Annotated in this window: 19 protein-coding genes, 1 tRNA gene and 1 pseudogene; 17 read left to right on the top strand and 4 right to left on the bottom strand. The window is 56.9% G+C overall.

Annotated features, from left to right (window positions below; all coding sequences use genetic code 11):
- A pseudogene (tuf, locus tag ACFWW2_RS01105) lies at positions 1–166 on the top strand (elongation factor Tu); the annotation flags it as partial.
- Positions 167–239: 73 nt separating this feature from the next.
- Here the strand turns inward: tuf and ACFWW2_RS01110 are convergent.
- Positions 240–1,028 (bottom strand): helix-turn-helix domain-containing protein, encoded by a 789-nt coding sequence (locus tag ACFWW2_RS01110; protein WP_393925519.1) that lies wholly within the window; start codon positions 1,026–1,028, stop codon positions 240–242.
- 73 nt (positions 1,029–1,101) lie between these two features.
- Here ACFWW2_RS01110 and ACFWW2_RS01115 point away from each other — a divergent pair, with 73 nt between their 5' ends.
- The gene (locus tag ACFWW2_RS01115; RefSeq protein WP_393925520.1) at positions 1,102–1,482 is read left to right on the top strand and encodes an MAPEG family protein; all 381 of its coding nucleotides are present in this window, start codon (positions 1,102–1,104) and stop codon (positions 1,480–1,482) included.
- On the opposite strand, the gene ACFWW2_RS01120 is transcribed toward ACFWW2_RS01115, so the two are convergent.
- Positions 1,479–2,168, bottom strand: coding sequence for a lysophospholipid acyltransferase family protein (locus ACFWW2_RS01120; RefSeq protein ID WP_393925521.1), 690 nt, complete (start codon positions 2,166–2,168; stop codon positions 1,479–1,481). The genes ACFWW2_RS01115 and ACFWW2_RS01120 overlap by 4 nt on opposite strands.
- Before the next feature lie 125 nt (positions 2,169–2,293).
- On the opposite strand from ACFWW2_RS01120, the gene ACFWW2_RS01125 reads away from it, so the two are divergent.
- The 11 genes from ACFWW2_RS01125 to ACFWW2_RS01175 all read left to right on the top strand — a co-directional run bounded on the left by ACFWW2_RS01125 (position 2,294) and on the right by ACFWW2_RS01175 (position 16,628).
- Positions 2,294–2,369 (top strand) — tRNA-Trp (locus ACFWW2_RS01125).
- Between the two features lie 37 nt (positions 2,370–2,406).
- The gene (locus ACFWW2_RS01130; protein WP_393925522.1) at positions 2,407–3,294 is read left to right on the top strand and encodes a hypothetical protein; all 888 of its coding nucleotides are present in this window, start codon (positions 2,407–2,409) and stop codon (positions 3,292–3,294) included.
- Between the two features lie 80 nt (positions 3,295–3,374).
- The gene (gene secE, locus ACFWW2_RS01135) at positions 3,375–3,575 is read left to right on the top strand and encodes a preprotein translocase subunit SecE (RefSeq protein ID WP_393925523.1); all 201 of its coding nucleotides are present in this window, start codon (positions 3,375–3,377) and stop codon (positions 3,573–3,575) included.
- 191 nt (positions 3,576–3,766) lie between these two features.
- Complete coding sequence (nusG, locus tag ACFWW2_RS01140) at positions 3,767–4,297, top strand: transcription termination/antitermination protein NusG (protein ID WP_393925524.1); 531 nt, start codon at positions 3,767–3,769, stop codon at positions 4,295–4,297.
- Positions 4,298–4,404: 107 nt separating this feature from the next.
- Complete coding sequence (gene rplK / locus ACFWW2_RS01145; RefSeq protein WP_393925525.1) at positions 4,405–4,830, top strand: 50S ribosomal protein L11; 426 nt, start codon at positions 4,405–4,407, stop codon at positions 4,828–4,830.
- A complete protein-coding gene (gene rplA / locus ACFWW2_RS01150) occupies positions 4,830–5,531 on the top strand; it encodes a 50S ribosomal protein L1 (protein ID WP_393925526.1) in 702 nt (233 codons plus the stop codon). Before rplK ends, rplA begins: the two co-directional genes overlap by 1 nt.
- Before the next feature lie 385 nt (positions 5,532–5,916).
- Entirely contained in the window at positions 5,917–6,429 is a 513-nt protein-coding gene (gene rplJ, locus ACFWW2_RS01155; RefSeq protein ID WP_393925527.1) for a 50S ribosomal protein L10, read from the top strand.
- Positions 6,430–6,498: 69 nt separating this feature from the next.
- Positions 6,499–6,873 (top strand): 50S ribosomal protein L7/L12, encoded by a 375-nt coding sequence (gene rplL / locus ACFWW2_RS01160; RefSeq protein WP_393925528.1) that lies wholly within the window; start codon positions 6,499–6,501, stop codon positions 6,871–6,873.
- Between the two features lie 243 nt (positions 6,874–7,116).
- Positions 7,117–11,256: a DNA-directed RNA polymerase subunit beta gene (rpoB, locus tag ACFWW2_RS01165; protein ID WP_393925529.1), complete on the top strand. Its 4,140-nt coding sequence runs from the start codon at positions 7,117–7,119 to the stop codon at positions 11,254–11,256.
- Between the two features lie 95 nt (positions 11,257–11,351).
- Positions 11,352–15,605, top strand: coding sequence for a DNA-directed RNA polymerase subunit beta' (gene rpoC / locus ACFWW2_RS01170; RefSeq protein WP_393925530.1), 4,254 nt, complete (start codon positions 11,352–11,354; stop codon positions 15,603–15,605).
- A gap of 120 nt (positions 15,606–15,725) precedes the next feature.
- Positions 15,726–16,628 (top strand): DMT family transporter, encoded by a 903-nt coding sequence (locus ACFWW2_RS01175; RefSeq protein ID WP_393925531.1) that lies wholly within the window; start codon positions 15,726–15,728, stop codon positions 16,626–16,628.
- Positions 16,629–16,630: 2 nt separating this feature from the next.
- On the opposite strand, the gene ACFWW2_RS01180 is transcribed toward ACFWW2_RS01175, so the two are convergent.
- Together ACFWW2_RS01180 and ACFWW2_RS01185 are read right to left on the bottom strand one after the other, a co-directional pair.
- Positions 16,631–17,206, bottom strand: a complete 576-nt coding sequence (locus tag ACFWW2_RS01180; RefSeq protein ID WP_393925532.1) for a hypothetical protein — start codon at positions 17,204–17,206, stop codon at positions 16,631–16,633.
- 146 nt (positions 17,207–17,352) lie between these two features.
- The gene (locus ACFWW2_RS01185) at positions 17,353–17,958 is read right to left on the bottom strand and encodes a hypothetical protein (RefSeq protein ID WP_393925533.1); all 606 of its coding nucleotides are present in this window, start codon (positions 17,956–17,958) and stop codon (positions 17,353–17,355) included.
- Between the two features lie 411 nt (positions 17,959–18,369).
- On the opposite strand from ACFWW2_RS01185, the gene rpsL reads away from it, so the two are divergent.
- The 4 genes from rpsL to ACFWW2_RS01205 form a co-directional block, all read left to right on the top strand.
- Positions 18,370–18,741, top strand: coding sequence for a 30S ribosomal protein S12 (rpsL, locus tag ACFWW2_RS01190; protein WP_045998418.1), 372 nt, complete (start codon positions 18,370–18,372; stop codon positions 18,739–18,741).
- A 63-nt stretch (positions 18,742–18,804) separates the two neighbouring features.
- A complete protein-coding gene (gene rpsG / locus ACFWW2_RS01195) occupies positions 18,805–19,275 on the top strand; it encodes a 30S ribosomal protein S7 (RefSeq protein ID WP_393925534.1) in 471 nt (156 codons plus the stop codon).
- Positions 19,276–19,292: 17 nt separating this feature from the next.
- Positions 19,293–21,416: an elongation factor G gene (fusA, locus tag ACFWW2_RS01200; protein WP_393925535.1), complete on the top strand. Its 2,124-nt coding sequence runs from the start codon at positions 19,293–19,295 to the stop codon at positions 21,414–21,416.
- A gap of 70 nt (positions 21,417–21,486) precedes the next feature.
- A partial coding sequence (locus ACFWW2_RS01205) for a GTP-binding protein (RefSeq protein WP_393925536.1) occupies positions 21,487–21,640 on the top strand: 154 nt, incomplete at its 3' end.

Below are 21,640 nucleotides of genomic sequence, written 5' to 3' on the forward strand. Positions count from 1 at the left end.
CACGGTTGAGCTGCCCGCAGGCACCGAAATGGTGATGCCCGGCGACAACCTGAAGTTCAACGTGGAACTGATCGCGCCAATCGCCATGGAAGACGGCCTGCGCTTCGCCATCCGCGAAGGCGGCCGCACCGTCGGCGCCGGCGTCGTGTCGAAGATCGTCGAATAACCCGTAGGGTGGGTGCTTGCACCCTTCTCACAGAAACAAACAAAGGCCGCTCCAATCGGGGCGGCCTTTTGCGTTATTTGCACGGCATCGCGCGGAGGGCTCTTTCTGACGCATCATCTGTCGGAATCATCAACTCTACCTCGAATCCGGCGACCAGCGCGTCCTGCACCGAGGCGATGTGCCCGACCATGGAGGTCATGTTGATGATGCCACCTTGCGGCAATCTGATCTGAATTGGCACATAGACCGGCGCGCGGTCCTGTTCGATCATCAACCGGGGCAGATGATCGAACAGACCCTTTGACTTGGCGTCCGAAAAGGCCGCAGCGATGTCAGGGCTTTCGGCGGCAGCAGCCTGAAGCCGGAAATAGAGGACTGGGCTGACCTCTTCCCAATTGGCGATGATGGCCATGAAATCCGGCGACAGGATCTGGCGCAGAAAGCTTGCACTGTTGTCATCGTCATTGCTGAGACCGCCAAAGAACACCTTGGCCGCATCGTTCATACGCAGGATGTTCCAGCTTGCATCCAGGACCAGCGCCGGAAACGGCCAGTTTGCCAGCACCCGACGTTCGATCATGTCCAGCGTCGCGCCGACATCCGTGTCATCGAAGCGGCGGACCTGATACGGGTTGGCATAACCTGAGGCTGCAAACAGGTTCGAGCGTTGATCGGCGCTAAGGTTCAACTGGGTGCATATGCGTGTCAGAAAATGAGGCGTCGGGCGCGAGCGGCCGGTCTCCAGAAACGAAATGTGACGCTGGGTCGATTCCAACTGACTGGCCAGTGCCATCTGTGACAGACCAAGTGCTCCGCGCACAGCGCTCAGGACTTGGCCAAAGGCAGGCTTGTTTATGGTCATTATTCCCTCCAAGGGAATTGTCGACATTCCCTATGGGCCATAGCTATCCCAAAGATATCAGATGGAGAAGAGAATGCTGTTTTGGATACTGATCGGGATCGTCGTCTATTTTGTGGCTGTGGTGACGCCTAGCACCATCCTGATCCCGCAAATTGGGTTGGGATCTTATGTCGGGCCACGCGACGTTCGCCCGGAAATTGGTAAGTTGGAAGGCCGGGCCAAGCGGGCCGTGGACAATCTGCGCGAAAGCTTCCCTGTCTTTCTGGGGCTCAGCGCTTTGGCCCTTGCAATACCAACTGCTGATATAGGCTTGGCGACGACGGGTGCCGCGACATTCGTGATTGCACGCGCCGCCTATCACATTGTCTATCTGATGGGCATCCCGCTGCTACGCTCTGCGATCTGGACCGTGGGTGCTGTTGGTCTGGGGCTCATGGCCATTGCACTGATCTAGGGGCCGGGGGGCAGGCCGACCATCGCGTCGGCCTCAGCCGTTGTGGTTTCCATGAATTTGCGGATTTCCTCGCGCCAAAACTCCGACTCGTCCGCGGCAAGCTTGCGCGGCACTGTTTCATGAAACTGCCGAAACACATAGGCTCCGCTTTTGTACGGGCGTGGCACAAGCATTTGATCCCAGGACGACATCCGTTTCTGACGCTGGGTGGAAAAAGCGTAGCAGAACAGGGGCAGTCCGGTGACACGCGCCCATTCAAGCACAGCACCTTGAACTTCCAACGCTGGGCCGACGGGCCCGTCGCCAGTCATCCCGATACTGACCTTTTCTCTGACCCGCTTCAGCACAGTGCGGGATGCGGCCCGGTTGGACAATCTGCGTGACATTTCCATTGGGTGCAGGCCGACCCGACGATGCAACGCACCGGCCAATCGTCCGACTGGCGAATTATTGTAAAGACTTGAGAGCGGCGCATCGGCCACCGGCCAGTGTTCAGCCGCCATCAGACAACGGCTGTGCCACATCACCAGCAGTATCGGCCCTTCGGCTAACGCTGCGTTCAGGTCCTCAAGGCCGCGCGCTTCCCATGTGATGGTCCGCTGACACCGACCAAGGTAACGGCCCGCGACAGCGGCCAGTATGTTTGCCAGCGTTTCCGATTTTTCGATGCGTTTGCGTAGGGACACGAGGGGCAGGGGCCTTGACTGGTCAGTTCATCCCCTGTTTCGACATTTCTGCACGTGAACACAAGTCTGCCGCACCTTCCCTCTTGATCCGGCTTTCGTTTCGGACTACCCCGGCAGCCGGTCGTAGGGGTATAGCTCAGTTGGTAGAGCGGCGGTCTCCAAAACCGTAGGTCCCGGGTTCAAGTCCTGGTGCCCCTGCCAGACCCGATCACCGCCTGTCGGAGGATCCAACCTTTCCATGACATCAGCGGACGATTTTAGCGTGGCTTTTCATGTGGGTGCTCATAAGACGGCAACATCGCATTTGCAGTGGTCATTGCGCGATGCATCTGCCGCGTTGGCAGATCGGGGTGTGCGTTATTATGGACCTGCACATTTTCGTCTGCCCGGGCGCTCGATCCAGCGGCTGTTCGGCTTACGTGGCAAACCCCACAGGCACAAACGCAGTCCGCAGGATCAGCTTGCGCTGCTGCGAAAGGGCGCGCAGCGGCTGGTTCTGAGCGAAGAAAACTATATCGGCGTGTTGAACAGTCCGCGCCCGAAAACTGTCAAGCTGCGCTATCCCGAAGCCGCCACGAGGGTGAATGCGCTGGCGCGTGCCATGGACGCGGGTCAGATTGATGTTTTTCTTGGCATCAGAAACCCTGCTACCTTTCTGGCGTCTGCCTACAGTCAGATGCTGCTGGGCGGGCGCTTGATGACCTTTGATCAGTTTTTGGAACTGAGCCCGCTGGCTAGCGTGAACTGGTTGTCATTGGTCAAACGGTTCTGCCGGGCAGCAGGTGTGCGCAGCGTCACCGTCTGGCAATATGAGGATTACGAAGCGCTATTCGATCAAATCTGCTCGGCAATGGTCGGCGCAGACGCTGCAGATGTCGTGAAGCCAATCAATGAGCGTGTTCACCCAGGGTTTTCGCGGGCGGCCGTCGATCATATCCTTTCGCAAAAGGGCGCAGAGGATGTCGCCGCCTTGACCCAGGCTGCGCGCAGCCGGTACCCGACAGGCAAGGAATATGCGGCGTTCGACGGCTTCAATGCGGCGGATCACGCCCGCGCTGCTGAGGTCTATGCAAAGCATATCGCGGGTATTAAGGCGCTTCCAAAGGTCACGTTGCTGCAACCCTGATAAAACTGGCACAAACCAGCCTTGAAATTAAGGTGAAGTCGCCGTATGTCGCGACATGATCTGATAAAGGACCGTCTTCTATGGCCATCGCCAACCCTGCCAAGTTTATCCAAGAGGTTCGCGCCGAAATCTCTAAGGTCGTTTGGCCGACACGCCGCGAAGTCATCATGACGACGATCATGGTTTTCATCATGGCGGCGCTGACGGCGGTCTTTTTCTCGCTGGTTGATCTTGTGATCCGCACGGGGCTGTCTTCGGTTCTCAGCTATTTCGGCGGATAGATCGCAAGCGCTAAATCAGTTTAGCCCCCTTGAAAACGCCGGGCGGCGGCGGTAAGAGCCGTCAACTTCCGAAAATGGCGTGCGGCGAATCGAGTTGCACGCCGCTTTTATTTTCGGGACTGGCGATTTCGCCGAGAAAAATTGGAAATTGAGGTCGACAAAGGCCTCGCGACGACAAGGTGCTCTGACAGATGGCCAAACGGTGGTATTCGGTAAGCGTTCTCTCGAATTTCGAGAAGAAAATCGCAGAGGCGATCCGCACCAAGGCGGAAGAAAAGGGCCTGTCCGATCAGATCGACGAAGTGTTGGTTCCGACCGAGGAAGTGATCGAAATCCGTCGCAACAAAAAGGTCACCGCCGAACGGCGTTTCATGCCCGGCTACGTGCTGGTGCACATGGAAATGTCTGATGAAGGTTATCACCTGATCAACTCGATCAACCGGGTAACAGGGTTTCTGGGCCCGCAAGGTCGCCCGATGCCGATGCGTGATGCTGAAGTACAGGCCATCCTTGGCCGCGTGCAGGAGGGTGAAGACGCACCACGGACACTGATCCACTTCGAGATTGGCGAGAAGGTCAAAGTCAACGACGGTCCGTTCGAGGATTTCGATGGCATGGTTGAGGAAGTTGATGAAGATAACCAGCGCCTGAAGGTGACGGTGTCGATCTTTGGCCGGGCCACCCCGGTCGAACTGGAATTCACGCAGGTTTCCAAACAATAATCTTGCGTGTTCAGACGTGGGAGGGTTGCGGCCCGAACCACGGCATAACCGCCCGAAAGGGCAATGTAGGATGAGCATCGCTCATCGCTGAAAAAAGGAGAGGCCACATGGCCAAGAAGATTATGGGGACGCTCAAGCTGCAGGTTCCTGCAGGGGCTGCAAACCCATCCCCACCTGTCGGACCTGCGCTGGGTCAGCGCGGCATCAACATCATGGAATTCTGTAAGGCGTTCAACGCCAAGACGGCTGATATGGAAAACGGCGCGCCTTGCCCGACCGTTATCACCTACTATCAGGACAAGTCGTTCTCGATGGAGATCAAGACGCCACCTGCGTCCTACTACATCAAGAAAGCGGCCAAGCTGAAATCCGGTTCAAAGACACCAGGCAAAGCAACTGCTGGTTCGATCACTGGTAAACAGGTCCGCGAAATTGCCGAAGCCAAGATGAAGGACCTTAATGCGACCTCTATCGAAGGCGCAATGCTGATCATCGCGGGTTCTGCCCGCTCTATGGGCATCGAGGTGAAGTAATGGCAAAGTTTGGTAAGCGCACAACAGCGGCGCGTGAAGCATTCGCTGGCAAACATAATATTTCGGTGGCCGAAGCGGCATCGCTGGTTAAAGACAACGCCAAGGCCAAGTTCGACGAAACCGTCGAAATTGCGATGACACTGGGTGTTGACCCGCGTCACGCCGACCAGATGGTCCGTGGTACGGTCAACCTGCCGCACGGTACAGGCAAGACCGTGCGCGTCGCCGTTTTCGCACGTGGCGACAAGGCTGACGAAGCCAAGGCAGCAGGCGCCGATATCGTCGGTGCAGAGGACCTGATGGAAACCATCCAGGGTGGCACTATTGATTTCGATCGCTGCATTGCCACACCCGATATGATGGCCATCGTTGGTCGTCTGGGTAAAGTCCTTGGCCCACGCAACCTGATGCCGAATCCACGTGTCGGCACAGTGACCATGGACATCAAGGAAGCTGTCGAAGCTGCCAAAGGTGGTCAGGTGCAGTTCAAGGCTGAAAAAGCCGGTGTTGTACACGCCGGTATCGGCAAGGCGTCTTTCACTGCCAAGCAGATCGAAGAAAACATGCTGGCCTTTGTCGACGCCGTTGGCAAAGCAAAGCCAAGCGGTGCCAAGGGTACATACATGAAAAAGATCGCCGTCAGCTCGACTATGGGTCCTGGCGTATCGGTTGATGTGTCATCTGCGACAGGCAACGCCTAAGTCGCAAAGCACTGTCAGATGAGTAAGCGGCGGGCTCCCGAGGGCCCGCCGTTTCTTATTGTGGGAGCTGCTGATAGAATGTTTTTGGCGTCAATTCTCCAAAGGTTCTCTGGCAAACCCCAGAAATGGGGACTTGGCTTTCCCCTCATCTGGCAGTAACCAACAACCCTGGCCCGGAAGAGTGATTCGTTCGGGCCTTTATTCGTCCGAGACGGTGGGTTGGCCACATGCCAGTAATTCCTGCCTGAGACGGGATAGACCAGATTTTTCGAGGCTCTCCTCGTTCGCACCTGGCTCGCCCCGTTTGCATGGACTGTAGACTGTCGGGCGGCGGTGCCGCCGGGCAAAATTGAGCCGGGGGAAACCCCAAACTTGGAGTGAAACTGTGGATAGAGCACAAAAAGAACAGCTGGTCGAAGATCTCGGCCAGATCTTTGAAAGCTCTGGCGTCGTTGTGGTTGCCCACTACGAAGGCATGACAGTTGCTGAAATGCAGGACCTGCGCGCGCAAATGCGTGAAGCGGGTGGGTCCGTGCGCGTTGCCAAGAACAAGCTCGCCAAAATCGCTCTTGAGGGCAAGCCCTGCGAAAGCATCGCTGAATACCTCTCGGGCATGACCGTACTCGCCTATTCCGAAGACCCTGTCGCTGCTGCGAAGGTCGTGGACAAATACGCCAAGGGCAATGACAAACTTGTCGTCCTCGGCGGTGCAATGGGCGATACGGCGCTGGATCCAGCCGGTGTGAAATCGGTTGCCGGGATGCCAAGTCGCGAGGAGCTTATTGCTTCCATCGTGGGTTGCATCGGGGCACCTGCTTCGAACATCGCCGGGGCCATTGGCGCGCCTGCTTCAAACATCGCGAGCATTCTTTCGACCATCGAAGAGAAGGCTGCATAAAGCATCTGAACTGTCTTGGGGTTGAAACCCCGACGTTGGAACACACTTAACGGAAACGGAAAGCATAAAATGGCTGATCTGAAAAAACTGGCTGAAGAGATTGTTGGTCTTACCCTTCTCGAAGCACAAGAACTGAAAACCATCCTGAAGGACGAGTATGGCATTGAGCCCGCTGCTGGCGGTGCTGTCATGATGGCTGGCCCCGGTGGCGACGCTGGCGAAGCTGCCGAAGAGAAGACCGAATTTGATGTCGTGCTGAAAGAAGCTGGCGCGCAGAAAATCAACGTCATCAAAGAAGTCCGCGGCATCACCGGTCTTGGCCTGAAAGAAGCCAAGGACCTGGTCGAAGCTGGTGGCAAGATCAAAGAAGGCGCTGCAAAAGCAGAAGCCGAAGAGATCAAGGCAAAGCTGGAAGCAGCTGGCGCGACGGTCGAACTGGCTTAAGTCAGACACAGGCGAAAGACAATTTCGCCCAAATAATAAGGCTGGACTCGCAAAATGCGGGTCCAGCCAAACCTGTCTTAGAGGTCGGCCAATCGCTGACCGACCCCTTGGGTAGGTTTCATGTCGGGAGGTTGCCGGTGGGACGGCAGCCACGAATAGACATCAAACCCCCGGTCAAATGGGTGAGGGATCGCAGCCCGGGCGATCTCGCATTCGAGAGACAAACAAAAGGTGATATCGCACATGGCTTCCTCCTTCCTTGGTCAGAAACGCCTGCGTAAATATTACGGTAAAATCCGTGAAGTACTCGAAATGCCGAACCTCATCGAGGTTCAGAAATCCTCTTACGATCTGTTCCTGCGCTCTGGTGACAGTGATACGCCGCTAGACGGTGAAGGCATCAAGGGTGTCTTCCAGTCGGTGTTCCCGATCAAGGATTTCAACGAAACCGCCGTTCTTGAATTCGTCAAGTATGAGCTGGAAAAGCCGAAATACGATGTCGAGGAATGTCAGCAGCGTGACATGACCTACAGCGCACCGCTGAAGGTGACGCTGCGTCTGATCGTGTTCGATGTGGACGAAGATACCGGCGCGAAATCCGTTAAGGACATCAAGGAACAAGACGTGTTCATGGGCGACATGCCTCTGATGACGCCCAACGGCACCTTCGTCGTGAACGGCACCGAGCGCGTGATCGTATCCCAGATGCACCGTTCCCCCGGTGTTTTCTTTGACCATGACAAGGGCAAAACCCACTCTTCCGGCAAACTGCTGTTTGCCTGCCGCATCATCCCATATCGCGGCAGCTGGCTCGACTTTGAATTCGACGCCAAAGACCTTGTCTTCTGCCGGATCGACCGCCGCCGCAAACTGCCTGTGACCACCCTGCTTTACGCGCTGGGCATGGATCAGGAGGGCATCATGAATGCCTATTACGACACGGTCGAATACAAGCTGGACAAAAAGGGCAAGGCCTGGACAACCAAGTTCTTCCCAGAACGCGTGCGCGGCACACGCCCTGCTTTTGATCTGGTGGACGCCAAAACCGGTGAGGTGATCGCCAAGGCAGGTGAGAAAGTCACCCCGCGTTCGGTCAAGAAGCTGATCGATGCCGGCGAAGTAAAAGACCTGTTGGTCCCTTACGAGCAAATTGTCGGCAAATTCGTCGCTCAGGATATCATCAACGAAGAAAACGGCGCGATCTATGTCGAGGCCGGTGATGAACTGACCCTTGAACTGGACAAGGACGGCGAAGTCACAGGCGGCACGTTGAAAGAGCTGATCGACGCCGGCATCAAGGCGATCCCCGTGCTCGACATCGATAACATCAATGTCGGCGCCTACATGCGCAACACGATGGCGTCGGACAAGAACATGAACCGCGAAACCGCGCTCATGGATATCTACCGCGTCATGCGTCCGGGCGAACCGCCAACCGTGGACAGCGCATCGGCCCTGTTCGACACGTTGTTTTTTGACAGCGAACGGTATGACCTGTCCGCCGTTGGCCGCGTGAAAATGAACATGCGCCTCGATCTGGATGCCGAAGACACCATGCGCACCCTGCGCAAGGAAGACATCGTCGCCTGTATTAAGGCGCTGGTCGAACTGCGTGACGGCAAGGGCGATATTGACGATATCGATCACCTTGGTAACCGCCGCGTCCGTTCGGTGGGCGAGTTGATGGAAAACCAGTACCGCGTCGGCCTTCTGCGGATGGAGCGCGCGATCAAGGAACGCATGTCATCTGTCGAAATCGACACCGTAATGCCGCAGGACCTGATCAATGCGAAACCTGCCGCTGCTGCCGTGCGCGAATTCTTCGGCTCCAGCCAGCTATCGCAGTTTATGGACCAGACCAACCCGCTGTCCGAAGTGACGCACAAGCGGCGCCTGTCGGCCCTTGGGCCCGGCGGTCTGACCCGCGAACGTGCCGGGTTCGAGGTGCGCGACGTGCACCCGACGCACTATGGCCGGATGTGCCCGATCGAAACACCCGAAGGGCCGAATATCGGTCTGATCAACTCGCTCGCGACGTTTGCCCGCGTGAACAAGTATGGCTTCATCGAAACACCATATCGCAAAGTGGTGGACGGCAAGGTGACGGACGACGTTAGCTACATGTCCGCGACCGAGGAAATGCGCCACACCGTGGCACAGGCCAACGCGAACATGAACGAAGACGGGTCTTTCAAGAACGATCTGGTTTCGACCCGGATGAACGGCGACTACACACTGGCCCCGCGCGAAAACGTGGACCTGATCGACGTGTCGCCAAAACAGCTGGTTTCGGTTGCGGCCTCGCTCATTCCGTTCCTGGAAAATGACGACGCCAACCGCGCCCTGATGGGTTCGAACATGCAGCGTCAGGCGGTTCCACTGCTGCAGGCAGAGGCACCACTGGTCGGCACCGGGATCGAAGAAGTTGTCGCCCGCGATAGTGGTGCTGCGATCATGGCCAAACGGGCCGGGATCATCGACCAGGTCGACGCACAGCGGATTGTGATCCGCGCCACCGAAGATCTCGAACTCGGCGATGCCGGGGTAGATATCTACCGGATGCGCAAATTCCAGCGGTCCAATCAGAACACCTGCATCAACCAGCGTCCGCTGGTGAAGGTGGGTGACACGGTGCAAAAGGGTCAGGTGATTGCCGATGGTCCGTCCACCGATATCGGTGAACTGGCACTTGGCAAGAACGTGGTCGTCGCCTTCATGCCATGGAACGGCTACAACTACGAAGACTCGATCCTGATCTCCGAACGCATCGTGCGCGACGACGTCTTTACTTCGATCCATATCGAGGAATTTGAAGTCGCCGCCCGCGATACGAAACTGGGGCCAGAGGAAATCACCCGCGACATCCCCAATGTGGGCGAAGAAGCCCTGCGCAACCTCGATGAGGCGGGGATCGTCTATATTGGTGCCGAAGTCGGGCCAGCGGACATCCTCGTCGGCAAGATCACACCAAAGGGCGAAAGCCCGATGACGCCAGAGGAAAAACTGCTGCGCGCCATCTTTGGTGAAAAAGCATCGGACGTGCGTGACACGTCCCTGCGCCTGCCGCCGGGTGATTTCGGCACCGTGGTCGAAGTACGTGTGTTCAACCGCCACGGCGTGGAAAAAGACGAACGTGCGCTGCAGATCGAACGGGAAGAGGTCGAACGCCTTGCCCGTGACCGCGACGACGAACTCGCGATCCTGGATCGCAATATCTATGCGCGCCTGTGGGACATCATCTCTGGCAAGAAAGCTGCCAAGGGGCCCAAAGGCTTCAAGGCAGGTTCGATCGTCACCGAAGAAAGCGTGGCCGATCTCAGCCGCGGTCAGTGGTGGCAGTTGGCCATGGAAGACGAAGACGATGCAAAAATCGTCGAAGCGCTGAATGAACAGTACGAAATCCAGAAGCGCGCGATGGATGCACGGTTCGAGGACAAGGTCGAAAAGGTGCGCCGCGGCGACGATCTGCCTCCGGGCGTGATGAAGATGGTCAAGGTCTTCGTGGCTGTAAAGCGCAAGCTGCAGCCCGGCGACAAGATGGCCGGTCGTCACGGGAACAAAGGTGTGATTTCCAAGGTCGTTCCGATGGAAGACATGCCGTTCCTTGCCGACGGGACACCGGTGGATTTCTGTCTGAACCCACTTGGTGTGCCATCGCGCATGAACGTCGGCCAGATCTTGGAAACGCATATGGGCTGGGCCGCACGCGGTCTGGGCATCCAGATCGATGAGGCGCTTGGCGAATACCGGCGCTCCGGCGATCTGACCCCTGTGCGTGAAGCGATGAAAATCGCCTATGGTGACAACGTCTATGACGAAGGCATCGCCGGGATGGACGAGGACACGCTGATCGAAGCTGCGGGCAACGTGACGCGCGGTGTGCCGATTGCGACCCCCGTCTTCGACGGCGCAAAGGAAGCAGACGTGAACGACGCGCTGGTGCGTGCCGGATTCGACACCTCAGGCCAATCGGTTCTTTACGATGGGCGCACAGGTGAACAGTTCAGCCGTAAGGTCACCGTCGGCGTGAAATATCTGCTGAAGCTGCACCACCTGGTCGATGACAAGATCCACGCACGCTCGACCGGGCCTTACAGCCTTGTCACGCAGCAGCCTCTGGGCGGTAAAGCCCAGTTCGGCGGCCAGCGTTTCGGGGAAATGGAGGTCTGGGCACTCGAAGCTTATGGCGCCGCTTACACCCTGCAGGAAATGCTGACGGTCAAGTCGGATGACGTGGCAGGGCGGACGAAAGTCTACGAAAGCATCGTCAAGGGCGAGGACAATTTCGAGGCCGGCGTGCCTGAATCGTTCAACGTGCTCGTGAAAGAAGTCCGTGGCCTCGGCCTCAACATGGAACTCCTGGATGCGGAGGATGAGGAGTAAGAGTTTTCGTCACGAAAACTCTTACGCGCTGAAAAGTCTTCGTCACGAAGACTTTTCGCCCCTCACCCGACGCACCCCAATTCAAGGAATTGAAGATGAACCAGGAACTGACAAACAACCCGTTCAACCCGCTCACACCGGCGAAAACGTTTGACGAAATCAAGGTCTCTCTGGCCTCTCCCGAACGGATCCTGTCGTGGTCCTTTGGTGAGATCAAGAAGCCCGAAACCATCAACTACCGGACGTTCAAGCCAGAGCGTGACGGCCTGTTCTGCGCGCGTATCTTTGGCCCGATCAAGGATTACGAATGCCTGTGCGGCAAATACAAGCGCATGAAGTATCGCGGGGTCGTCTGCGAAAAATGCGGCGTGGAAGTGACCCTGCAAAAGGTCCGCCGCGAACGCATGGGCCATATCGAACTGGCCGCACCCGTGGCCCACATCTGGTTCCTGAAATCGCTGCCATCCCGCATCGGCCTGATGCTGGACATGACACTGCGCGATCTGGAACGGATCCTCTATTTCGAAAACTATGTCGTGATCGAACCCGGCCTGACCGACCTGACCTACGGCCAGTTGATGACTGAGGAAGAGTTCAACGACGCGCAGGACCTTTACGGCATGGATGCATTCCAGGCCAATATCGGCGCCGAAGCGATCCGCGAAATGCTGGCCCAGATCGATCTGGAAAGCGAGGCAGAGCAGCTGCGCGCCGACCTGAAAGAAGCAACCGGTGAACTGAAGCCGAAAAAGATCATCAAGCGGCTGAAAATCGTCGAAAACTTCCTTGAATCAGGCAACCGTCCCGAATGGATGGTGCTGACCGTGATCCCCGTGATCCCGCCGGAACTACGTCCGCTGGTCCCGCTGGATGGCGGCCGTTTCGCCACATCCGACCTGAACGATCTTTATCGCCGGGTCATCAACCGCAACAACCGCCTGAAGCGGCTGATCGAACTGCGCGCACCTGACATCATTGTCCGCAACGAAAAGCGGATGCTGCAGGAATCCGTGGATGCTCTGTTCGATAACGGCCGTCGCGGTCGTGTGATCACCGGCGCGAACAAGCGCCCGCTGAAATCGCTGTCCGACATGCTCAAGGGTAAGCAGGGCCGCTTCCGCCAGAACCTTCTGGGGAAACGGGTCGACTTCTCGGGCCGTTCGGTCATCGTGACCGGTCCGGAACTCAAGCTGCACCAGTGCGGCCTGCCCAAGAAGATGGCGCTCGAACTCTTCAAGCCGTTCATCTACTCGCGGCTCGAGGCCAAGGGGCTGTCCAGCACAGTCAAGCAGGCCAAGAAGCTGGTCGAAAAAGAACGGCCAGAGGTATGGGACATCCTGGACGAGGTCATCCGCGAACACCCTGTCATGCTGAACCGTGCGCCAACGCTGCACCGTCTGGGCATTCAGGCGTTCGAACCCGTCCTGATCGAAGGCAAGGCAATCCAGCTGCACCCGCTCGTCTGTTCGGCGTTCAACGCCGACTTCGACGGTGACCAGATGGCCGTTCACGTCCCGCTGAGCCTTGAGGCACAGCTGGAAGCCCGCGTTCTGATGATGTCCACCAACAACGTGCTGTCGCCTGCAAACGGCAGCCCGATCATCGTGCCGTCGCAGGATATGATCCTGGGTCTTTACTACACCACCATCATGCGTGAGGGCATGAAGGGCGAAGGTATGTCGTTTGCCAATATCGAAGAGGTCGAACACGCCCTGACCGCTGGTGAAGTGCACCTGCATGCCAAGATCGAGGCGCGGATGCCGCAGATCGATGAAGAAGGCAACGAGGTGATGACGCGGTTCGAAACCACACCGGGCCGCTTGCGGCTGGGTGCGCTTCTGCCGCTGAATGCCAAAGCACCATTCTCGTTGGTCAACCGGCTGCTGCGGAAAAAAGAAGTGCAGCAGGTCATCGACACGGTCTATCGCTACTGCGGTCAGAAAGAGTCCGTCATTTTCTGCGACCAGATCATGACGATGGGCTTCCGCGAGGCGTTCAAGGCGGGCATTTCGTTCGGCAAGGACGACATGGTCGTGCCTGACACCAAGTGGGAACTGGTTGATGAAACCCGTGATCAGGTGAAAGACTTTGAACAGCAATACATGGACGGCCTGATCACCCAAGGTGAAAAGTACAACAAGGTCGTCGATGCCTGGTCCAAGGCCAACGACAAGGTGACGGACGCGATGATGTCCACCATCTCGTCCACCGGCCATAATGAGGACGGTTCAGAGGCTGAACCCAACTCGGTCTACATGATGGCTCACTCTGGTGCGCGTGGTTCGGTGACACAGATGAAACAGCTGGGCGGGATGCGCGGTCTGATGGCCAAGCCGAATGGCGAGATCATCGAAACGCCGATCATCTCGAACTTCAAGGAAGGTCTGACCGTTCTTGAATACTTCAACTCGACCCACGGTGCCCGTAAGGGTCTGTCGGATACGGCGTTGAAAACGGCAAACTCCGGCTACCTGACCCGTCGTCTGGTGGACGTGGCCCAAGACTGCATCGTGCGCGAAGTGGACTGTGGCACCGACATGGCGATCACGGCCGAGGCTGCGGTGAACGACGGCGAAGTGGTTGCGTCGCTGTCGGAGCGGGTATTGGGTCGTGTGGCTGCCGAGGAGATCCTTAAGCCCGGCACTGACGAGGTGATCGTCGAAGTGGGTGAGTTGATCGACGAACGCAAGGCGGACATGATCGACGTGGCCGGCGTTGCGAAGATGCGAATCCGGTCACCGCTGACCTGCGAATCCGAGGATGGCGTTTGCGCCATGTGCTATGGCCGTGACCTGGCGCGTGGTACGCGCGTCAATATCGGTGAAGCGGTCGGCATCATTGCCGCGCAGTCCATCGGTGAACCTGGCACGCAGCTGACGATGCGGACCTTCCACATCGGCGGTGTGGCCCAGGGTGGCCAGCAGTCGTTCCTGGAGGCATCACAGCCTGGCAAGATCGAATTCCGCAATGCGCAATTGCTTGAAAATGCAGCGGGCGAGATGGTTGTCATGGGCCGGAACATGGTGCTTGCGATTGTCGGCGAAAACGGTGAGGAGCGGGCGAACCACAAGGTTGGCTACGGCTCCAAGGTCTTTGTAAAGGAAGGCAGCGATGTGCTGCGTGGCGACAAGCTGTTCGAATGGGATCCTTACACCCTGCCGATCATCGCCGAAAAATCCGGGACCGCGCGTTATGTCGATCTGGTCAATGGTATTGCCGTACGTGAGGACACAGATGATGCAACGGGTATGACTCAACGCATCGTGTCCGACTGGCGTGCAGCACCAAAGGGCAATGAGCTGGCACCAAAGATCATCATCGTCGGTGCAGACGGAGAGCCCGCGTTGAAAGACGACGGCAACCCGGTATCCTATGGCATGTCCGTTGACGCGGTTCTGTCTGTCGAAGATGGCCAGGAAGTCAAAGCCGGTGACGTTGTGGCACGTATTCCGCGTGAAGGTGCCAAGACTAAGGACATCACCGGTGGTCTGCCGCGTGTGGCCGAACTGTTCGAAGCCCGCCGTCCAAAGGATCACGCAATCATCGCTGAAATTGATGGTTACGTGCGCTTTGGCAAGGACTACAAGAACAAGCGTCGTATCGCGATTGAGTCTGCTGATGATGCGGATATCAAGGTCGAATACATGGTGCCCAAAGGCAAGCACATCCCGGTTGCGGAAGGTGATTTTGTCCAGAAGGGTGACTACATCATGGACGGCAACCCGGCTCCGCACGATATTCTTGCTGTTATGGGGGTCGAGGCCTTGGCCGACTATATGATCGACGAGGTTCAGGACGTCTATCGTTTGCAGGGCGTGAAGATCAACGACAAGCATATCGAAGTGATCGTGCGTCAGATGCTCCAGAAATGGGAGATTCAGGACAGTGGTGACACTGTTCTGCTGAAAGGCGAAAACGTCGATAAGGCCGAGTTTGATGAAGCCAATGAAAAGGCGCTTGCGCGGGGTGATCGCCCTGCACAGGGTGAGCCGATCTTGTTGGGCATCACCAAGGCGTCCTTGCAGACACGGTCCTTCATCTCTGCCGCCTCGTTCCAAGAGACCACGCGGGTTCTGACCGAAGCATCGGTTCAGGGCAAGCGGGATAAGCTGATCGGTCTGAAAGAGAACGTGATCGTCGGCCGTCTGATCCCTGCAGGGACAGGTGGTGCAACGCAGCAGATGCGCCGTGTTGCAGCTGACCGCGACAACGTTGTCATCGAAGCACGCCGGGAAGAGGCGGAAGAAGCCGCAAGGTTGGCCGCCCCGATGGAGATGGCGAACGAGGTTTCAGATGAGAACGTGTTCGACGATCTGGTCGTGGACACACCTGAAAGCAGCAACGAGTAATCTCGCGACAATGAAGTGATAAAGGCCTCTGCAATAGCAGAGGCCTTTTTCGTTGCCGGGCTAGCGCACCGGATATTGCTACCTCTGGCCAGTGGTTTACTTCACTGATACGCCGCGAGGATGACGATCATTTCGGACAACATGCGCGGCGCGCTTTTGATGATGGGTGCCATGTGTGCCTACACCATCAATGATGCTTTCATGAAAGGACTGGCGGGGCATGTTCCGCTGTTTCAGGCCATTCTGGTGCGCGGTCTTGGCGCGGTGGTCTGCCTCGCGGTCATGTGCTACGTCATGGGCCAGTTGCGTTTCGATCTTTCGCCGCGCGACTGGTGGTTGGTCATATTGCGCACGGCGGGCGAGGTTGCCGGGACCTATTTCTTTCTGACGGCCCTGATGAATATGCCAATCGCGAATATCAGCGCGATTATGCAGGCATTGCCGCTGGCGGTTAGTCTGGCAGCGGCCGTCTTCCTGGGGGAAGCGTTGGGGTGGCGGAGACTTGTGGCGATCTGTGTCGGTTTTGCAGGCGTACTACTGATCATCCAGCCGGGCGGGGCGGATTTCAACAGTTTCAGTATCTATGCGCTGATCATGGTCGCCTGTGTGACACTGCGTGATCTGGTCGTGCGGCGCATGTCCCGCAACGTACCAGCGGTCTTTGTGGCCTTGGTCGCCGCAGTAGGCGTGATGAGCCTTGGCGCCATCGGATCGCTGTTCATCGAGTTACAGCCTCTCACCGGACAGGCAGGGCTCAAACTCGCTGGGGCGACCGTGTTTCTCAGTTTCGGCTACATCTTTTCGGTCACAGCCATGCGGTCGGGCGAGATCGGTTTTGTCGCACCTTTCCGCTACACCAGCCTGCTGGTCGCACTCCTTCTAGGTGTGATCTTCTTTGGTGAATGGCCCAATCTGCTGACCACTCTGGGGGCAAGCATCGTTGTGGCAACCGGGCTTTTCACACTTTATCGGGAGCGGCAGTTGCGGATTCGACAACGTATGGTGCCGGGCCGCTTTCGCTGAACCTACCGGCGCTCGCCATAGAAGACCCCTTCAACATCCAGATTGAAATCACCGCGCACATCGCCGGTGGCTGAGCCGTAGACAGTATCACCAAAGCTGCGATCGTTTCGCACGGTGCCTTCCAGATCAAGAAACATGTCAGCGTCCAAAGCATTGCCATTTACATCGACAGCGCCGATCCGACCGCTGGCACCCGCATCCAGATCACCGTTATTCTCGAAGCCCGAGATTGTCAGTGAGCCGTCAAACCGTTGGTTGGGGATCCCGTTTTGATCAATCAGATTGATGTTGGTCACGTCACCACCAATGTCATTATCGCGGAAATCCACCACCATGCGCATATCGGCCAACACGCTGCCCAAGGTGTCACCATTCACATCGGCGCCGATCTGGCCATCATAGGTGACAGTCCCTGTCGGAAGGTCAAACGTATCGGCAACCGGAAGCGTCGAGGCGCGCGCGGCATTCGCAAATGCCCGATCAACATCGCGGGCAGAAACAGATGGCGGGTTCGGTTCGCTGATAGTGCAGGCTGCTACAAATGGAAGTAGGGCAAGTGCAATGATGTAACGGGGCATCGGATGACCTCCTGAACAGGTGAAACCCGCACAAACGGGATTGTCTGCATCAGGAGGCAGGCACCGATGATCAGCAATAACAGCGAATTGTTATGGGATAACTTGAGGGCGATAATTGGGTTCTTTTCCCAAAGCGCCACTCAGCCTCAGGGCGCTACAGGTTGCTGACTTGCATAAAAGTCACCCGCAAATGGTATTGGTAAATCACCTTCAAAGTCAGCCTCAACTGATCCGAAGAGGCCGTCTGCTGTAGAATCATCGTTTACAATGTTTCCAGTGAAATCCACTCGCCCGAAAGTCATCCCACCCGGCTGATTATCTCTCAGGCGAATAGATTCGATCGTGCCTTCCATTCGCGCGCTGATGGTGCCGTCGGCCTCGGCTCCTGACACCACATTCAAAGTACCAGTTGTTGAGATCGACTCCCCTGTGCGAGTCAGAACCGCGATGTTCGTCATGCTGCCATCGACTTCGGTCGAAACAAAATCGATCTGAAACTGAATGTCGGCAATCACGTCAGCGTCATTAAGCCCTCTTGTTGTTCGCGCGCTGATTTGACCGTCATACGTTACGAATCCAGCGGTGGGTGGCAGATCCGCTACGCCGGTAGGGGATAAGACCCTGAATCTGTCCGCCTCGGCGGCGAACGCAGTGACATCGTCTGAAATGTCAAACGTTGGTCCATCAGACCCGCCGGATGTTCCGCAGGCTGATAGCGCCAATATGCTTCCGGTCATCATAATTTTTTTCATTTTTCTGCCCCCATAAACAGACGTCGCGCCCCACACGTCAGGGTTTATAGGCGAACAGCATGTAACCGCAATGGGTTTGGTCAGCCCGCATCTTACATGACGCGATTTCGGCACTGCCAGAACAAGACATGCGGCTGTTGAAACGGTCGCCTTCAGCCCCTGTTGACAGCCATTCCGCAACGCCCTATACGCCGCTCATCCGGGCTGGGGGGTGCCTCCGTTGTCCCGATATCATAATTGATGTGGCCAAGAACCGAGCACCTATCGCTTTGTTCCTCTGGAATATCACCGCACCGAACCTCCGGTAAGGGTTCGACTGCGGAATTTTTGTGCTTTTCAGAGATGATGGCACGTTTTTGAAACCCTCGCGTTTGCCGGACGCACCATGTGAATAGATGGGAACATCACACGATGCCAACGATTCAGCAGCTGATCCGCAAGCCGCGCCAGCCGAAAGTCAATAAATCCAAGTCGATGCACTTGGAATCCTGCCCACAGAAGCGTGGCGTTTGCACACGCGTCTATACCACCACACCTAAGAAGCCGAACTCGGCCATGCGGAAAGTCGCCAAGGTGCGCCTGACCAATGGCTTTGAGGTCATCAGCTACATCCCCGGTGAAAGCCACAACCTTCAGGAACACTCTGTTGTTCTGATCCGTGGCGGCCGTGTAAAGGACCTTCCCGGTGTGCGTTACCACATTCTGCGCGGTGTGCTTGATACCCAAGGTGTCAAAGACCGTAAGCAGCGTCGTTCGAAGTACGGCGCGAAGCGGCCGAAATAAGGATTTCGGCCGTCCCGGACTTGATCCGGGACCTCGCCGGTATTGGAACAAGAGGAAACATAGATGTCACGTCGTCACGCCGCTGAAAAACGCGAAGTTCTGCCAGACGCCAAGTTTGGCGATATCGTTCTGACCAAATTCATGAACAACCTGATGGTCGACGGAAAGAAATCCGTCGCCGAAAAAATCGTCTACAACGCTTTTGATCGCGTTGAAGACAAGCTGAAGAAATCACCTGTCGAAGTCTTTCACGAGAGCCTGGACAACATCAAACCATCTGTCGAGGTGCGTTCGCGCCGCGTTGGTGGTGCGACCTATCAGGTACCCGTCGAAGTGCGCCCCGAGCGCCGCGAAGCACTGGCCATCCGCTGGCTGATCGCCGCTGCGAAAAAGCGCAACGAAAACACCATGGAAGAGCGCCTTGCAGGCGAGCTGATTGACGCGGTCCAGGGCCGTGGTACAGCCGTCAAAAAGCGTGAAGACACCCATAAAATGGCCGACGCGAACAAAGCGTTCAGCCACTACCGCTGGTAATAGGGAAAGTACCTCAAATGGCACGTGAATATCCCCTTAGTCGGTACCGGAATTTCGGTATCATGGCCCATATCGATGCAGGTAAAACCACCTGTTCGGAGCGGATCCTGTATTACACAGGCAAGTCCCACAACATCGGCGAAGTGCACGATGGTGCGGCCACCATGGACTGGATGGAGCAGGAACAGGAACGTGGCATCACGATCACGTCCGCTGCGACAACAACATTCTGGCAGCGCCAGGAAGAGCCCACAGCCGACGCGACTTCCGACACCAAGTTCCGGATGAACATCATCGACACGCCCGGTCACGTTGACTTCACTATTGAAGTTGAGCGTTCACTGGCCGTGCTTGATGGCGCGATCTGCGTTCTGGACGCCAATGCTGGCGTTGAGCCGCAGACAGAAACAGTCTGGCGTCAGGCTGACCGCTACAAGGTGCCGCGCATCGTTTTCGTCAACAAGATGGACAAGATCGGTGCCGACTTCTTCAAATGCGTCGATATGATCGAAGACCGCACTGGTGCGAAGACTGCACCTGTGCAAATTCCGATCGGTGCCGAGACTGAGCTGGAAGGCATCGTCGATCTGGTAACCATGAAAGAGTGGGTTTACGCAGGCGAAGACCTTGGTGCTTCTTGGGAGCAGCGCGAGATCCGTCCTGAGCTGAAGGACAAGGCCGACGAATTCCGCGCCAAACTTGTCGAAACGGCCGTCGAAATGGACGACGACGCGATGATGGCTTACCTTGAAGGCGAAGAGCCTGATGTCGACACGTTGCGCAAGCTGATCCGCAAGGGTACACTGGACATGGCATTCGTGCCTGTGCTGGCTGGCTCTGCTTTCAAGAACAAAGGTGTGCAGCCGCTGCTGAACGCCGTGATCGACTATCTGCCCAGCCCGCTGGATGTTGTCGATTACATGGGCTTCAAACCCGGTGACGAAACAGAAACCCGAAACATCCCGCGCCGTGCCGATGACGACATGGCATTCTCGGGCCTTGCGTTCAAAATCATGAATGACCCGTTTGTTGGTTCTCTGACCTTCACACGGATCTATTCCGGTACGCTCAAGAAGGGCGACACCATGCTCAACTCCACCAAGGGGAAGAAAGAGCGTGTGGGCCGGATGATGATGATGCACTCGATCAACCGCGAGGAAATCGAGGAAGCCTTTGCTGGCGACATCATCGCACTGGGTGGTCTGAAAGACACCACAACCGGTGATACGCTCTGCGCTCAGAACGACCCGGTCGTACTGGAAACGATGACCTTCCCCGATCCCGTGATCGAGATCGCGGTCGAGCCCAAGACAAAGGCCGACCAGGAGAAGATGGGTATCGCATTGCAGCGTCTGGCGGCAGAAGATCCGTCCTTCCGCGTGGAAACTGACTTTGAAAGCGGTCAGACCATCATGAAGGGCATGGGCGAACTGCATCTCGACATCTTGGTTGACCGCATGAAGCGCGAGTTCAAGGTCGAGGCAAACATCGGTGCACCGCAGGTGGCTTACCGCGAAACCATCGGTCACGCTGTCGAACATACCTACACCCACAAGAAGCAGTCAGGTGGGTCCGGTCAGTTTGGTGAGGTCAAACTCAACATCATGCCGACAGAGCCGGGCGAAGGGTACTCGTTCGAGTCCAAGATCGTTGGTGGCGCGGTTCCGAAGGAATACATCCCTGGCGTCGAAAAGGGAATCCAGTCGGTGATGGACTCCGGTCCGCTGGCAGGCTTCCCCGTCATCGACTTCAAGGTCGAGCTTCTGGACGGTAAGTTCCACGATGTGGACTCCAGTGTGCTGGCGTTCGAAATCGCCGGCCGGATGTGTATGCGTGAAGGCATGCGCAAGGCCGGTGCCAAGCTGCTCGAACCGATTATGAAGGTCGAAGTGGTGACACCGGAAGAATATACCGGCGGCATTATCGGTGACCTGACATCGCGTCGGGGCCAGGTGCAGGGTCAGGATACGCGCGGCAACGCCATCGCGATCGAGGCATTCGTGCCGCTGGCCAACATGTTCGGCTACATCAACACCTTGCGGTCGATGTCATCGGGACGTGCGAACTTCACCATGCAGTTCGATCACTACGAACCGGTGCCGCAGAACATCTCTGACGAGATCCAGAAGAAATACGCCTAAGCCTTCGGGCTTGGGCGCCCCGGACACCGTTCCGGGGCCACACAATAACGAACATTTAAGGAGCCACACCATGGCAAAGGCACAGTTTGAACGGAATAAGCCGCACGTGAACATTGGCACGATTGGTCACGTTGACCACGGCAAGACGACGCTGACGGCGGCGATCACGAAGTACTTCGGTGACTTCCAAGCATATGACCAGATCGACGGCGCGCCCGAGGAAA

It is taken from the genome of Yoonia sp. R2-816, from assembly GCF_046762905.1.
GTDB lineage: Bacteria > Pseudomonadota > Alphaproteobacteria > Rhodobacterales > Rhodobacteraceae > Yoonia.